We start from the raw sequence: 14,282 nt of genomic DNA on the forward strand, positions 1-14,282 counted from the left end.
TCTCATCGGATGGGTACTGGGGTCAGGCCGTCGGCCGGGTCAGGACGGCGGCGGACTGGAAACCGCCGAAGCCGCTCCCGACGCTGAGCACGACGTCCATCGGGTGTTCGCGGGCGTGCACCGGGACGTAGTCGAGGTCGCACTCGGGGTCCGGGGTGCTCAGGTTGGCGGTCGGGGGCACCACCTGGTGCTCCAGGGCGAGCGCGCAGGCGGCGAGCTCGATCGAGCCGATGGCGCCGAGGGAGTGGCCGACCATGGACTTGATGGAGCTGACCGGCACCTCCCGGGCGTGTGCGCCGAGGCTCCGCTTGAACGCCGCGGTCTCGTGCCGGTCGTTCTGCTTGGTGCCCGAGCCGTGCGCGTTGACGTAGTCCACTTCGGACGGGTCGAGCCGGGCTTGCGCCAGCGCCCGGTCGATCGCTTCCCCCATCTCCCGGCCGTCGGGCCGCAGGCCGGTCATGTGGAAGGCGTTGCTGCGCGCGGCGTACCCGGCGAACTCGGCGTAGACGTGCGCGCCGCGGGCCCGCGCCGCGGACAGCTCCTCGAGGACGAGGATCGCGGCGCCCTCCCCGATGACGAACCCGTCCCGCTCGCGGTCGAACGGCCGGGAGGCGTGCCGCGGGTCGTCGTTGTTCGCCGACGTCGCCCGGATCGCGTCGAAGCAGGCGACGGTGATCGGCGAGATGGGCGCGTCGGTGGCCCCGGCCAGGACGACGTCGGCCGAGCCCTCCCGCACCAGCGCCGCGCCGTGGGCGACGGCGTCGATGCCGGACGTGCAGCCGGTGGAGATGACCGCGGCCGGGCCCTCCGCGTTCGCCGCCCAGGCGACTTCGGTGGCCAGGGTGCTGGGCACCATGAAGCTGTAGAGGTGCGGGACGACGTAGTCCTCGTCGACCTCCCAGTGCTTGCCGTGGTCGCTGAGCACCACGTACTCCCGCTCCAGCGCGGTCGTCGCGCCGACGGCGCTGCCGACGCTGACGCCGATCCGCTCGGGCGGGAGCGCCGCGAAGTCGAGGCCGCTGTCGGCGATCGCCTCCCGGGTGCTCGTGACGACGAACTGGGCGGCCCGGTCCATCCGCCGGATCTCGCGTTCGCTCAGCCCGTTGGCCGCGGGGGAGAAGCCGACCTGCGCCGAGATCCGCGACCGGAAGCCGCTGGGGTCGAACAGGGTGATCCGGTCGGTGGCGGTGCGCCCGGTGGACAGCAGGTCCCAGAACTCCTTCTTCCCGATCCCGCCCGGGGCGACGACGCCGATGCCGGTGACGGCGACCCGGCGGCCCTGTGCCGGCAGTGCCATGAGGTTCCTCTCCGAGAATGGTGGTCCTAGGACAGCGCGTCGGCGCGGTACTCGGACACGACCTGGTAGATCGCGAACGGCCGTGCGCGGGAGCCGTCCTGGTGGTCGCGCAGCGGCGCGGTCGACGCGCGGTGCCCGGGGCCGCGCTCCCAGACGTCGAACTCCTCGAGGCTGGACCACTCGCTGAGCACCGCCATCTCCGCCGGGTCGTGCGGTGAGCGCAGCAGTTCGTTGCCGAGCAGGCCCGGGGTCCCGGCCAGGCTCGTGCTGATCCGGTGGTACGCCCGCTCCACCTGCGCGGTGTCGGCACCGCGCAGGTAGAGCAGCACGCGCACCCGGCTCATCGCGAAGCGCCCGCGGCCTGCGGCGCGTGGACGACCGTCGTCGTCTCCATCGACCCGCCCGTCCGGAACGGGTGCAGCTTCACCCGGTGCTCGAGGTGGTCGTCGCTGCGTTCGAACGCGCGGAACTCCGGCTCGCTCGTCCAGTCGCTGATGACGAAGTACACCGGCGCGCCGGGCTGCGTGCCGCGCAGCAGCCACTGCCCGCGGTTGGCGGGGTGCCCGGTGATCACGTCGGCGATGTCGAGCCAGGTCCGCTCGAACTCAGCCTCGACCCCCTCCTTGATCTCGAACCGGAGGATCACCCGGAAGGTCTCCTGGTCGCTCATCACATGCCCCCGTCCACGGAGACGACCGCCCCGTTGACGAAGCCGGCGGCGTCACTGGCCAGGAACGCGACGACGGCGCCGACGTCGGCCGGCTCGCCGAGCCTGCCGAGCGGGACCCGCTTCCGGTAGCCCGCCAGGCGTTCTTCGACGGCCGCCCGCTCGTCGTCGGTGGCCCGCTCGGCCATCTCGGTCGCGATGATCCCCGGCGCGACCAGGTTGACGCGGACGCCCTGGGCGCCCAGTTCCTTCGCCAGCGACTTGGTGAGGCCGGTGAGCCCGGCTTTCGCGGCCGTGTAGTGGGCGCGCAGCGGCACGCCGATCTCGGCCACCTTGGAGCCGATGTTGATGATGGCGGAGCCGGGGCGGAGGTGGGTCATCGCGCGCTGCGCCAGCAGGTACGCGGCGGTCAGGTTCGTGTCGATGACCCGGGTCCAGTCCGCCACCTCCAGCTTGACGAACGGGACGTGGCTGATCGCGCCGGCGTTGTGCACGAGGACGTCGAGGCCGCCGAGCCGCTCGCCGCACACCTCGATCAGCCGGTCGATCTCGGTTTCCTGGGCGATGTCGGCCTGCACCACGTGGTGGTGGCCGCCGCGCTCGTCCAGCTCGGCCTCCAGCGCCTTCGCCGCGTCGGTGTCGCTCTGGTAGCAGGCGACGACGTCGGCGCCGGCGTCCGCCATGGCGAGCACCACGCCGCGGCCGATGCCGCGGGTGCCGCCGGTGACGAGAACGCGTTTCCGGGCAAGGGAAAGTGTCATGATCTGCTCCCTGGGTGGTGATGGGTGGTCAGCCGGCGGCCGCTTCGACCTTGTCCTTGATCAGCTTCAGCTGGCCGGCGGAGTTCGTGTTGAGCCGGTCGGTCATCTGCGCGTCGTCCAGCGGGGCGCCCGGCTTCAGCTCGAAGTCCTGGACCCAGCGCAGGCGGACGCGGCCGCCGAGGTCCTCGTACTCCCAGAACAGCGACATGTACTTGAAGACGCCGGTCTCGACCCGGTGGGCGCGCACGGTCCGGGCGGCCCGGTCGGGGGTCCGCTCGGACACCCAGCTCCAGGTCTTGCCGTTCTCGTCGGGGTGCAGCGACAGCCGGAACTTCACGGTGTCGCCGCGCTGTTCCAGGACGACGGCTTCGGCGTACTCGCTGAACAGCCGCGGCCAGCCGGGGACGTCGTTGGTCATCCGCCACACCCGTTCGAACGGGGCTTCGATCACGATCTCGTTGTCGGTGTGCCCGGCCACGGCTACACCTCCACGAGGTTCTGGTTCACGTACGCGACCAGGTCGTCGGGGCGCAGGAGGAGCGTCGCGGAGTCCTCGGGGAAGGAGATCCCCAGCTCCTGCTTGACGCGCGCCTGGATCTCCAGCATCGCCAGCGAGTCGAAGCCGAGCTCGGTGAACTCGGTGGCGCCGATGTCGCCGCCGAGGTCGACCCCGTCGTCGGCGCCGCCGGTGGCGTCCATGATCTCCCTGAGACCGTCCAAAGTGAACATCGTGGTTCTCCCTTCACTCGGTTCCGCACTGGCGCACGACCATCGCGGAGTTGAAACCCCCGTGGCCACGGGCGAGCACGAGCGCGGTGCGCACCCGCGCTTCCCGTGGCTCGTTCAGCACCAGGTCGAGGTGGTGGCCGCCGGCCTGCCGCCGGACGCCGACGGTCGGCGGGACCACGGCGTCCCGGATCGCCAGCAGGGCGAACGCGACGTCGAGCGCCGCACCGCCCGCGAGGAGCCGGCCGGTCATCGTCTTGGGCGCGGTCACCGGAACGCCGTGCGGCCCGAAGATCCCGGTGATCGCGGCGGCCTCGGCGCGGTCGAGCGCGGGCACCCCGGCGGCGTCCGCGAAGACGACGTCGACCTCGTCCGGGGCCACGCCCGCGTCGGCCATCGCCGCCTCCGCCGCGCGGCGCAGGCCGGGGGGCCGCGGCGAGCCCGGCGGGGGATCGAACGTCGCCGCGTACCCGGCGATCTCGCCGTAGCGGCGCGGGGCGCCGCGGCGCACGGCGGACGCGAGGTCCTCCACGATGGCGATCGCCCCGCCTTCGCCGACGACGTGCCCGCACGCGTCGGCGTCGAACGGCAGGTACGCGCGCTCGGGGTCGCTGCGGGTCGACAGCCGCCCGGTGGCGGTCTGCGCGACCAGCCCGTAGGGGCACAGCGAGGCGTCGGTGCCGCCGGTGACGATCACCGGCGTGCCCGCCCGGATCAGCCGCCGGGCCTGGCCGATGGCGTCCAGCCCGCCGGCCTGCTCGGTGGCCACGACCCCGCACGGACCGCGCATCCCGTGCCGGATCGAGACCTGGCCGGTGGTGGCGGCGTAGAACCACGCGATGGACTGGTACGCCCCGACGAACTCGGGGCCCTTCTCCCACAGGCGCTGGATCTCCCGCTGGCCGAACTCGTTCCCGCCGGACGAGCTCGCCGTCACCACCGCCATCTCGTACTCGTCGAGCGCCGCGGTGTCGACGGCCGCGTCGGCGAGCGCGTGCTCCGTGCAGACCAGGCCGTGCTGGGTCCACTTGTCGGTCTGCACGATCAGCCCGCGCGGAACGCGGTCGACGGCGTGGAAGCCGGCCAGCTCGCCCGCCACGGTGACCGAGTACCGCGACGCGTCGAACCCGGAGATCGGGCGGATGCCGGTCTTCCCGGCCAGGGTGGCGGCCCAGCACTCCTCGACGCCCATCCCGTTGGGGGCGAGGACGCCGAGGCCGGTCACGACGGCGGTGGTCACCGGTGCGGCCCGCCGACGTCCACCCCGGCCTCGGCCGGGTGGGCCGGTGCCTCGGTGTCCACGTGCCCGAGCTCGGGCCGCGGGGCGAGCGGGCACAGGTGGAACACGGCGAACGCGGGTTCACCACCGCGGTTCTCCAGCCGGTGGCGCACGTCCTTGGGCACCAGGACGGCTTCGTCGGCACCCAGCTCGACCGGCTCGCCGTCCAGCGTCAGCACGAGCGTGCCGCGCACGACGTAGAGGTACTCCTCCGAGTACGGGTGGTAGTGCTCGGTCACGGACTCGCCCGGCAGCAGCGTGACACCGCCCATGAACCCGGTGGTCGACCCGGCCGTCTTCGGGCTGAGCACGACCCGCAGGTCACCGCCCCGCCGCCGGTTGGCGGGCACGTCGCCGAGCGCGATCTTCTGCGTCACGTGGCACTCCAGCTGTAGAAGGTCTCGGCCATCGCGTCCTTCGGTTCCCGCCAGCCCGGGTCGAACGGGCTGATGAACTCCGCGAGCCGCTCGTTGATGTCCTGGTAGAGCGGGTGGGACCGGGCCTTGTACAGGTCGCCCGTGATGTCCGCATCGGCTTCCACGAGGTGGAAGTAGAGCCCGTGGAAGCGGAAGAGGGTCCGCCGGTCCACGCCGATCATGCGCGGCAGCTCGGTCGCGTCCGAATCGGCGAAGATCCGGGCGACGTCCGCGCTGTCTTCCGCGTTCATGCGGGCCACGATCAGTGTTCTCCGCACGCGCACCTCCGAAGGTGGTTTCGTTGTCGGACAGGGGGTTTCAGACGCGGGCGGGCAGGATCTCCCCGGCCGGGGAGTCGTGCATCGCCAGCTGGGACAGGCAGCGCATGGCGAGCCGGCCGACGATGTCCGGATAGGACTGTTCGGTCGGCCGCAGGCCGCCACCCGACAACGCGTCCAGCAGCACGGCTTCGCGCGCGAAGGCGGCCGCGTCCCGGGCCACCAGCCGGGCCACGTCCCGCAGTTCGCCGGTGTGCTGCCACAGCCGGACGACGGATTCGCCGTTGCGGTACCAGCGTTCGGCGAGCAGCGCCGGACCGTCCGGGTGCCCGGGCCCGGCCCAGAGCGGCACCCGGCTCTCCAGCGCGAGGTCGGCGGGCCCGGCATCCGGGTGCCGGAACCGCAGCACGGTGATGCGGGCGAGCCGGTCCGGCGTCGACGAGCCGCCGCAGTCGGTCATCAGGCTGTTCGCGAAGTACCGGAGGAAACCCTGTTCCGTCTGCGTGTCCCGCGGCTCGGCGAGGAACGGGCTGAGCCGCTGCTCGGCGAACTTCACCGTGGTCTGCCGGGACATGTGCCGGGCGACGTCGTCGAGCTCGCCCAGGTACTGGATGATCCGGACCATGCTGTCGTCCCCGATGAACAACCCGGTGGCGGGGATCAGGCCGACCTCGTTCCCGGCCGCGTCGTAGACGACCGGCGAGCCGGTCCGCCGGAACCCCGTGGCCGAGAAGATCTCGGCGATCTCGGCCTCGGTGTCCGGGCGGATGTTGTAACTGATGGCGGCAAACGACACCTTCCTGCCTTTCTGCTCGGTGCACCCGGTCAGATCAGATTGCGCGTGATGCCGGCCCAGGCGGCCCGCTCGACGTCGGTGAGCGGCGGGCCCGCCGGCGGCGGACCGGGTGCCGGTTCGCCCGGGACGGGCTGGACGGGCGGGACGGCGAACGCGTGGAACGCGGCGCCCACGGCGCCCAGTGCCGCCAGTGCGTACCGGCCGAGTGCGCGCAGGCGGCGGCGCGACTGTCCACCTGGGACGAACCGGCGCTCCGGCATCGGCCCCCCACCTCCCTTTCTGTCCGGCACCCTCAGCCAACCCCGGGCGGCTGCGCACGACCACGTGCTTGTGCCTGCAGGAATGCCGGAACTTCACCGGCGAGGACGACGGCCGCGTCCTTGGCGCCGTCGCCCCGCCCGGTCAGCGCGGCGAACCGCCGGGCGGCGTGCGTCACCAGGTCCGCGTCGAGCCCGCCGTCCCGCGCGGTCGCCTCCGCGAGGCGCAGGTCCTTCGCCATCAGGTCGGTGCGGAACGCCGCCGGCACCAGCCGGTCGTCACGCACGAGCGCGGCCCGGAAGCTCAGCACCGGCGAGCTGAAGCCGCTGCCCGCGATCGCTTCGAGGAGCCGGTCGCGGTCGACCCCGCCCGCGGCGCCGATGTCGAGCGCTTCGGCGAGACCGGCGAGCTGCACGCCGAGCAAGGCGTTGAACGCCAGCTTCGCGCTCGCGGCCGAGCCGGTGCCGCCGATGTGCCAGGTCTGCTTGCCGATCGCGGCGAGCAGGTCCGACACCTTGGCGACGTCGGCTTCCTCGCCCGCGGCGAGCACGCGCACCTCGCCGGATCTCGCCTGGAACGGGTTGCCGATCAGGCAGGCCTCCACCCGGGACACCCCGGCTTCGGCGAGCCGGGCGGTGCAGGCGCGGGAGAAGTCCGGCGAGACCGTGGAGGCGTCGACGACGACCGCGCCCGGCTTCAGGCCGTGCACGGCGCCGTCTTCGCCGAAGAGCACCTCGGCCACGGCCTCCGGTCCGCTGAGGCTGACCAGCACCGTGGCGGCGTCCTCGACGGCGGCCACGGGGGTCGCCGCGCACCGGGCGCCGCGCTCGGCCAGCGGGCCCGCCTTCGCCTCGGTCCGGTTGAACACCGAGACCGGCCGGCCCGCGTCGAGCAGCCGGTGGGCGAGTCCCGAACCCATCGCGCCGAGGCCAAGGCACGCGATCGGGGTGTCCGGTCCGGTCATTGAAACTCCTTGTCCAGAGAAGTGATCCAGCCGGCGTCGAGGGTCCCCAGCGCGGCGACGCTGGCCGAACCGGTGAACACGGTCTTGCCGTGCCCGCGGAGGGTGACCGACAGGGGCCCGGCGTCGGTGTCGACGACCGTCGTGCCCCAGGCGCCCGCCGCCCGCTGCCGGGCCGCCGCGGCCGCGCACACGGCCGTGCCGCACGACCGCATTTCGCCGGTGCCCGGTTCGTACACCCGGGTGCGCAGCCGGCCGTCGGCCAGCACGTTGGCCCAGGTGATGTCGAGGTCGGCGGCGCCGAACCCATCGGCCAGCACGGGCTCGGCCGAGAAGTCGAGCGTCTCGACCGGCGCCGTCACGAAGCACACGAGGTGCAGGTTGCCGAGCGAGATGACGCTGCCCGGGTACTCGCGGCCGCCGAGGCGGACCGACGACGAGCCGAGGAACTCCGGCGGCAGCAGCTCGACCGACGTGGTGCCGGCGTCGTCGATGACGGTCCGCTTCGCGCCGACCTGCGTCCCGATCCACACCTCGCCCGGCGCGATCAGGCCGGCGTCGAGCAGGTAACGCGCGATCAGCCCCAGGCCCGGGCCGCACATGGGCGCCACCGTGCCGTCCGGGTTGCGGCAGTCCATGTACCACTCGGCGTCCGCGGCCAGTGCCGGGTCGGCGAACTCGGTGCGCACCAGCCGGAGCACGCCGTCGCCGCCGAGGCCGCGGTAGCGGTCGCACAGGCCGCGCACGGCGTTCCCGGTCAGCCGGACGTCGTCGTCCGGGTCGATGAGCAGCACGAAGTCGTTCCCGCCGCAGAAGCCCTTCGCGTACCGCGGCCCCCGGTCAACCGCCGGCGGGGACACGGCGCTCCTCGGCGGATGCACGGGCTTCGAGGAAGTCCGTGAGGTCGAACAGCCGCAGCGCGTTCCCGGCGAGGATGTCCTGGACCTCGGCTTCGCCGATCGGGAGGTCGCGCACCGCCTGGACCTTGTCCGCGAACTTGACCGGGATCGGCGGCGCGTCGGTGCCGAAGACGATGTGCTGCGGGCCGAGCAGGCGCAGGTTCGCCTCGTGCAGGCTGGGGTGGTCGAAGGTGGTGTCGACGTACAGGCGCGCGGCCAGTTCGCTGGGCCGCGAGGACGACGCCGTCCGGTGCAGCTCCGGGACCGGGGCGCCCGCGGCGTCGTCCTCGCCACGGTCCTGAGTGGACCGGTCGTCCCAGTGCCGGGGCCGGACCGCCCAGTCGATGCGGTCGGCGAACAGGCTGAACGCGCCGCCGGAGTTCGCCGAGATGAACTTGAGCGACGGGTGGCGTTCCAGCCGTCCGGACAGGACGAGGGCGGCGAGACCGAGTGTCGCGTCGCACGGCCGGCCGAAGATCTCCAGCAGTCCGTAGTTCGCGATGTCCCGGCAGCTCGCGGGCATCGGCCCGGCGTGCAGCAGGATCGGCACGCCGGCCTCTTCGGCCATGGCGAAGAAGGCGTCGGCGCGCGGGGAGTCGAGGTACTCCGCGTCCGCGCTGAAGTTCGCGATGAGCCCGACGAAACCGGGTTCGCGCAGCGTTGCCGCCGCGGCGGCAATGCTCTTCTCGTCGCCGAACACGTCGCAGTAGACGTAGGCACGCAGGTGCCGCCACCACTTCTGCACGGTCTCGCCGAGCCAGTCGTGCAGGGCGCGCAGCTGGTCGAACGGCTGCTGGTAGCCGAACGGCTGCCGGTAGCCGGCGAACCGGTCCGCGGGTGCCATGGTCCGCGCGCCGCTCGGGCTGCCGACGATGGTCAGCTCGATGCCGGCGGCCGCCTTCGCTTCGATCATGCCTTCCACGTCGACCAGGCTGCGGGGCATCGGGGCGCGCTCGGCCGCTTCCGCGGAGATGATGTGCCCGTGGACGTCGATGATCATCGGGCCGGCGCTCCCGTCGGGTCCAGTGCGGGCTTGCGGAAGTACAGGCAGCGCATCGCGGTGTCCGCGAAGAAGGTCCGGAACCCCTCGGGGGTGGTGAGGTCGGCGGGCTTCTCGAGGTACTGCTGGAGCGCGCGGTCGATCTCGGCGTGCGTCGACTCCATCGACTTCTGGCGCAGCAGCTCGGGCAGCGGGCCTTCGAACTCCATGACGCGGACGACGAGGTTGTCGCGCACGAAAACGGCGGTCGCCAGCATGCGGCCGACCACGGTGCCGGCGTCGTCGGTTATTTCCAGCGAGTCCGGCGGCGGATACCGGAGGAGCAGGTCCTCGACTTCGTTCTTGCATTCCCGGCGAAACGTCCATGCTATCGCCGCAACCTGCGTCATCTGATCACCTCTCGGAGTTCCCGCGGGTTCTCGCAGCGGATCGGATCCGTGCCCTGCTCAGGCAAGAATGGGCAGGCGGCACCCGGCTCACCAGGCAGTCGGGGCAACTGCCGCCGAAACTGCCGATCGGCCGCCACTCCTTCCAGCGGAAGCACATGGCCGCGGTCTCCGCGCGGTGATTGGCTTTGGCGCGTGACGGTATCGAAAGACGAGGCGAGCACTGCCCACGACTTTCGTCGATCGGCAGTCGGGCAATTGGCGAACGAGGGTGTGCCCCGCACCCTGCACGCATTGTGGGAGCACACGGTGCGGCGGCACCGGCGCGGGACCGCGCTGGTCGCCGGCGGCGAAGTCCTTTCCTACGACGAGGTGAACACCCGGGCGAACCGGCTGGCCCGGCTGCTGGCCGACCACGGTGCCGGCCCCGAACGCGTGGTGGCGCTGGCGCTGCCGCGGTCGGCGGAGATGGTGACGGGGGTGCTGGCCGTGGCCAAGGCCGGGGCCGCCTTCCTGCCCGTCGACGTCTCCTACCCGGCCGAGCGGATCGCCCCGATGCTGACCGACGCCGCACCCGTGGTGGTGTGCACGACGCGGGCCGGTGCCGCGGACCTCCCCGAAACCGGCGTGCCGGTGGTGGTGCTCGACGACGACGGGGCGTCCGCGGCGCTGGAGAGGCGTCCCGGCACGGACCTGACCGACGCCGACCGCACCGGACCCCTGTCCGTGGCGAACCTCGCCTACGTGATCCACACGTCCGGCTCGACGGGACGGCCCAAGGGGGTCGCGGTGACCCACGCCGGGCTGGCCGGGCTGGCGCGCGCCAAGGTCGCGGCGATGCGGGTCACCGCGGACAGCCGGGTCCTGCAGTTCGCCTCGCCGAGCTTCGACGCGTTCCTGACCGAACTGCTGGCGGCGTTCACCACCGGCGCCGCGCTGGTCGTCCCGTCGGCGCCGACGCTGGCCGGCGAGGTGCTCGAGGCGGCGATGCTGGGCGGGCGCGTCACGCACGCGGTGCTGCCGCCGACCGCGGTCGCGACGCTGACCCCGGGCACCTTCCCCGCGCTGGAGACGCTGGTCGTCGCCGGGGAGGCGTGCCCGCCGGAGCTCGTCGCGCGGTGGGCGCCGCACTGCCGGGTGCTCAACGCCTACGGGCCGACCGAGGGCACGGTGTGCGCCACCATGACCGGGCCGCTGCGGCCGGGCGAGCCGGTGACCATCGGCACCCCGATCGCCGGGGTCTCGGTGTACGTCCTCGACGGCGAGCTGAGCCCGGTGCCCGACGGGGAAATCGGGGAGCTGTACCTCGGCGGCGCGGGCCTGGCCCGGGGGTACCTCGGCCGGCCCGCGCTGACCGCCGAGCGGTTCGTCGCCGACCCGTTTTCGACGGCGGGCGCCCGGATGTACCGCACCGGTGACCTCGCCTCGCGCCGCGCCGACGGTGCCTTCCTGTTCCACGGCCGCGTCGACGACCAGGTCAAGCTCCGCGGGTTCCGGATCGAGCTCGGCGAGGTCGAGGCCGTGCTGGCCCGGCACCCGGGCGTCGGCCAGGCCGCCGCCGTGGTCCGGGACGACCGGGTCGCCGGCCGGCAGCTGGTCGTGCACGTGGTCCCGGCGCGGGGCAGTGCGCCTTCGGCGGACGAGCTGCGGGCGCACGCGCTGCGGTACCTGCCCGCCCACATGGTCCCGGCCGCATACCCGACGTTGGACGCGATGCCGGTGCTGCCCAACGGAAAGGTCGACCGGGCCGCGCTCCGCGACCGGGAGGTCCGCGGGGGAGCGGCGGGCCGGCCGCCGGAAACCGCGGCCGAGAAGGCGATCTACCTGATCTTCCGCGAGCTCTTCGGGGACGCGCCGATCGACGCCGGGAGCAACTTCTTCGAGCTCGGCGGCACCAGCATCCTCGCCATCGACGTGATCCTGCGCGCCCAGGAGGCCGGGCTGGAGCTCTCGCCGCGGAGCGTGATCGACAACCCGACCCTCGAGGCGCTGGCCGCCGCCGCCCGGAGCGAACCATGACGACACGACCGATCGCCGACCCCGCCGCGCTCGACGAGCTCGACCTGGCGTCGCCGACGTTGCACGCCGAGCACGAGCTGGGCGCGGTGTGGCGGCACCTGCGCACCCACGACCCGGTGTACTGGCAGCCCCCGCGTGGCACGCAACGCGGGTTCTGGGCGATCACCCGGTACGCCGACGTCAACCAGGTGTACCAGGACAAGGCGCACTTCGGCGTGGAGAACGGCAACGCGCTGGCCACCCTGCTGCACGGCGGCGACTCGGCGTCGGGGGTGATGCTGGCGGTGACCGACGGCGACCGCCACGACAAGGTCCGCGGGGTGCTGAAGAAGGGCTTTTCCAAGCGGATGCTCGACCTCATCGGGCATTCGCTGCAGGAGACCGTGGACGGCCTGCTGCTGGACGCGCTCGAAAAGGGCGACTGCGACGCCGCCCGTGACGTCTCGTCCAACGTCCCGCTCGGGGCGATCTGCGACCTGCTGGAGATCCCCGACGGCGACCGCAAGTACCTGCTCGACCTGACCGCGCACGCCTGGAGCTCCGACTACGCCGACGAGCCGCCCGAGGAGAGCTGGGTCGCCAAGAACGAGATCCTGCTGTACTTCAGCAGGCTGGCCAAGGCGCGCCGCGGCGCCACGGGCGACGACATGGTCACCTTGCTCGCCAACTGCCACGTCGACGGGCTGCCGCTCAACCAGGCCGAGCTGATGGCGAACTGCTACGGCCTGATGATCGGCGGCGACGAGACCGGACGGCACGCGATCACCGGCACCATCCTGGCCCTGATCGAAAACCCGGACCAGTGGCGGGCGCTGAAGAACGGCGACGTCGACCTCGCCACCGCCACCGAGGAGGCGCTGCGCTGGACGGTGCCGTCCCTGCACGGCGGCCGGACGGCGACCGCGGACGTGGTGGTCGGTGGCCGGCAGATCCGGGCGGGTGACGTCGTCAGCGTGTGGATCTCCTCGGCCAACCGGGACGAGACCGTGTTCGCCGGCCCGGACCGGTTCGACCTCGCCCGGACCCCGAACCACCACTTCACCTTCGCCTACGGCTCGCACTACTGCCTCGGGCACTACCTCGGGCGGATGGAGGTGCGGGCGGTGCTCGACGGGTTGCGCCGGCTGGTGTCCCGGATCGAGCAGACCGGCGACGAGAAGTGGATCTACTCCAGCATCCTGCACGGGATGAGCTCGCTGCCGGTCAAGTTCACCGCATGAGCGTGGCTCTGGTGACCGGTGCTGCGGGCGGGATCGGCGCGGTCACCGCGCAACTGCTCGCGGCCGGCGGGTTCCGGGTCGTCGCGGTCGACCGCGACGAGGACGGTGTCGCCGGCACGGTGGCCGCGATCCGCGCGCTCGGCGGCGCCGCCACCGGCCTCGGCTGCGACGTCACTTCGGCCGGCCAGGTGACGAGCACGGTGAACCGGGCGGAGCGCGAGTCCGGGCCCGTCGACGTGCTGGTGAACTGCGCCGGCGTCACCCGCGACCGGTTGCTGCTGACCATGACCGACGAGGAGTGGGACACCGCGGTCGACGTCAACCTCGGCGGCACGATCCGCTGCTCGCGCGTCGTCAGCGAACGCATGAAGCGGCGGCGGCGCGGCCACATCGTCAACTTCAGCTCCGTCGCCGCGGACGGCAACGCGGGCCAGGCGAACTACGCGACCGCGAAGGCCGCCGTCACGGGCTTCACCCGGGCGCTCGCCGCGGAGCTCGGCCCGTTCGGCGTCACGGTGAACGCCGTGGCGCCGGGCTTCGTCGCGACGGCGATGGTGGCCGAGCTGGCCGACCGGCTCGCCGTCGACCGGCAGGCGTTCCTCGACCGCGCGGGGGCGGCAACCGCGCTCGGGCGCGTCGGCTCGGCCGCGGACATCGCCGGTGTCGTGGCGTTCCTCGCCGGCCCGGGCGCGGGCTACGTCACCGGGCAGACGGTCTACGCGACGGGAGGCGACCGGTGATCGCCGGGTCCGGGTGAGCTGAAGGGGCCCAGCCGGCCCGCGACGTGCTCGCGCAGCCGGGCGAGCACGTCGAGCAGGGTGGCGCGCTCGGCGTCGGTGAGGATGCCGAAGGTCAGCTCGGCGTGTGCCTCGTGCAGGGCCTTGATCTCGCCGAGGTGTTCCCGGCCCTTCGCGGTGATCTCGAGCCGGGTCGACCGGCGGTCACCGGGGTCGCCGACCCGCTGCAGCAGGCCTTCCTCCTCGACCCCGTCCACCAGGGACGTGATCGACCGGCCGGTGACGCCGAGGCGGTCCTTGAGGTCACCCATCCGCGGGTTCCCGGCCTCCTGGACGGCGAGCATCAGCAGGACGCGCGACGGGGACCAGCCCCGCTGCTGGTACGGCTGCCCGGCGAAGCGGCGCAACGCGTGCGTGGTGCGCATCAGCGCGTCACCCAGCTGGGCCCCGGTCGGCGGTTTGTCGCTTGACACCCCCTCACCATACCGGTAATCCTGACAGGCACAAACTACTCTGTCCGGATTGAAACTAATTTCAGGAGTGCGTGCATGGAAGCAACGGGGACGAGCACGGGCCCGCCGG

General features: G+C 72.7%; 19 protein-coding genes. 3 read left to right on the forward strand and 16 right to left on the reverse strand.

All coding sequences use genetic code 11. The features are described 5' to 3' along the window. Positions 1-22: 22 nt before the first annotated feature. The 15 genes from BLW76_RS21635 to BLW76_RS21705 are packed head-to-tail and all read right to left on the reverse strand — an operon-like array spanning position 23 to position 9,727. Positions 23-1,297: a beta-ketoacyl-[acyl-carrier-protein] synthase family protein gene (locus BLW76_RS21635; RefSeq protein WP_091310221.1), complete on the reverse strand. Its 1,275-nt coding sequence runs from the start codon at positions 1,295-1,297 to the stop codon at positions 23-25. A gap of 26 nt (positions 1,298-1,323) precedes the next feature. Continuing rightward, on the reverse strand, positions 1,324-1,641 hold the full coding sequence (locus BLW76_RS21640) for an antibiotic biosynthesis monooxygenase family protein (protein WP_091310222.1): 318 nt from the start codon (positions 1,639-1,641) through the stop codon (positions 1,324-1,326). Further along, entirely contained in the window at positions 1,638-1,967 is a 330-nt protein-coding gene (locus tag BLW76_RS21645) for an antibiotic biosynthesis monooxygenase family protein (protein ID WP_091310225.1), read from the reverse strand. Before BLW76_RS21645 ends, BLW76_RS21640 begins: the two co-directional genes overlap by 4 nt. Further along, positions 1,967-2,725, reverse strand: a complete 759-nt coding sequence (locus BLW76_RS21650; protein ID WP_091310228.1) for an SDR family NAD(P)-dependent oxidoreductase — start codon at positions 2,723-2,725, stop codon at positions 1,967-1,969. Before BLW76_RS21650 ends, BLW76_RS21645 begins: the two co-directional genes overlap by 1 nt. 28 nt (positions 2,726-2,753) lie before the next feature. Continuing rightward, positions 2,754-3,203 (reverse strand): SRPBCC family protein, encoded by a 450-nt coding sequence (locus BLW76_RS21655; protein WP_091310229.1) that lies wholly within the window; start codon positions 3,201-3,203, stop codon positions 2,754-2,756. A gap of 2 nt (positions 3,204-3,205) precedes the next feature. Beyond that, positions 3,206-3,454: an acyl carrier protein gene (locus BLW76_RS21660; RefSeq protein WP_091310232.1), complete on the reverse strand. Its 249-nt coding sequence runs from the start codon at positions 3,452-3,454 to the stop codon at positions 3,206-3,208. Between the two features lie 13 nt (positions 3,455-3,467). Continuing rightward, a complete protein-coding gene (locus BLW76_RS21665; RefSeq protein ID WP_091310234.1) occupies positions 3,468-4,691 on the reverse strand; it encodes a ketosynthase chain-length factor in 1,224 nt (407 codons plus the stop codon). Continuing rightward, complete coding sequence (locus tag BLW76_RS21670; protein ID WP_244170256.1) at positions 4,688-5,107, reverse strand: cupin domain-containing protein; 420 nt, start codon at positions 5,105-5,107, stop codon at positions 4,688-4,690. The genes BLW76_RS21665 and BLW76_RS21670 overlap by 4 nt, the downstream gene beginning before the upstream one ends. After that, positions 5,104-5,430 carry a TcmI family type II polyketide cyclase gene (locus BLW76_RS21675; RefSeq protein ID WP_341866497.1) on the reverse strand — a complete coding sequence of 109 codons (327 nt, stop codon included), beginning with the start codon at positions 5,428-5,430 and terminating at the stop codon, positions 5,104-5,106. The genes BLW76_RS21670 and BLW76_RS21675 overlap by 4 nt, the downstream gene beginning before the upstream one ends. 34 nt (positions 5,431-5,464) lie before the next feature. Continuing rightward, entirely contained in the window at positions 5,465-6,220 is a 756-nt protein-coding gene (locus tag BLW76_RS21680) for a SchA/CurD-like domain-containing protein (protein ID WP_091310236.1), read from the reverse strand. A gap of 29 nt (positions 6,221-6,249) precedes the next feature. Then, positions 6,250-6,480, reverse strand: coding sequence for a hypothetical protein (locus tag BLW76_RS21685; RefSeq protein ID WP_091310239.1), 231 nt, complete (start codon positions 6,478-6,480; stop codon positions 6,250-6,252). A 32-nt stretch (positions 6,481-6,512) separates the two neighbouring features. Then, entirely contained in the window at positions 6,513-7,442 is a 930-nt protein-coding gene (locus BLW76_RS21690) for an NAD(P)-dependent oxidoreductase (RefSeq protein ID WP_091310240.1), read from the reverse strand. Then, entirely contained in the window at positions 7,439-8,299 is an 861-nt protein-coding gene (locus BLW76_RS21695; protein ID WP_167384675.1) for a diaminopimelate epimerase, read from the reverse strand. Before BLW76_RS21695 ends, BLW76_RS21690 begins: the two co-directional genes overlap by 4 nt. After that, on the reverse strand, positions 8,280-9,338 hold the full coding sequence (locus BLW76_RS21700) for an amidohydrolase family protein (RefSeq protein ID WP_091310246.1): 1,059 nt from the start codon (positions 9,336-9,338) through the stop codon (positions 8,280-8,282). Before BLW76_RS21700 ends, BLW76_RS21695 begins: the two co-directional genes overlap by 20 nt. Next, positions 9,335-9,727, reverse strand: a complete 393-nt coding sequence (locus tag BLW76_RS21705; protein ID WP_091310248.1) for a SchA/CurD-like domain-containing protein — start codon at positions 9,725-9,727, stop codon at positions 9,335-9,337. The genes BLW76_RS21700 and BLW76_RS21705 overlap by 4 nt, the downstream gene beginning before the upstream one ends. A gap of 270 nt (positions 9,728-9,997) precedes the next feature. Between BLW76_RS21705 and BLW76_RS21710 the strand changes: the two genes are divergently transcribed. From BLW76_RS21710 to BLW76_RS21720, 3 genes are read left to right on the forward strand one after another with little or no spacing between them, the layout of a single operon-like run. Next, complete coding sequence (locus BLW76_RS21710) at positions 9,998-11,743, forward strand: non-ribosomal peptide synthetase (protein ID WP_091310250.1); 1,746 nt, start codon at positions 9,998-10,000, stop codon at positions 11,741-11,743. After that, on the forward strand, positions 11,740-12,963 hold the full coding sequence (locus BLW76_RS21715; RefSeq protein WP_091310252.1) for a cytochrome P450: 1,224 nt from the start codon (positions 11,740-11,742) through the stop codon (positions 12,961-12,963). Before BLW76_RS21710 ends, BLW76_RS21715 begins: the two co-directional genes overlap by 4 nt. Beyond that, positions 12,960-13,703 (forward strand): SDR family oxidoreductase, encoded by a 744-nt coding sequence (locus BLW76_RS21720; RefSeq protein WP_091310255.1) that lies wholly within the window; start codon positions 12,960-12,962, stop codon positions 13,701-13,703. Before BLW76_RS21715 ends, BLW76_RS21720 begins: the two co-directional genes overlap by 4 nt. On the opposite strand, the gene BLW76_RS21725 is transcribed toward BLW76_RS21720, so the two are convergent. Then, a complete protein-coding gene (locus BLW76_RS21725; RefSeq protein ID WP_244170258.1) occupies positions 13,679-14,173 on the reverse strand; it encodes a MarR family winged helix-turn-helix transcriptional regulator in 495 nt (164 codons plus the stop codon). The two genes, BLW76_RS21720 and BLW76_RS21725, sit on opposite strands and share 25 nt — an antisense overlap. Positions 14,174-14,282 lie beyond the last annotated feature (109 nt).

It is taken from the genome of Amycolatopsis tolypomycina (genome assembly GCF_900105945.1).
GTDB classification, from domain to species: Bacteria; Actinomycetota; Actinomycetes; order Mycobacteriales; family Pseudonocardiaceae; genus Amycolatopsis; species Amycolatopsis tolypomycina.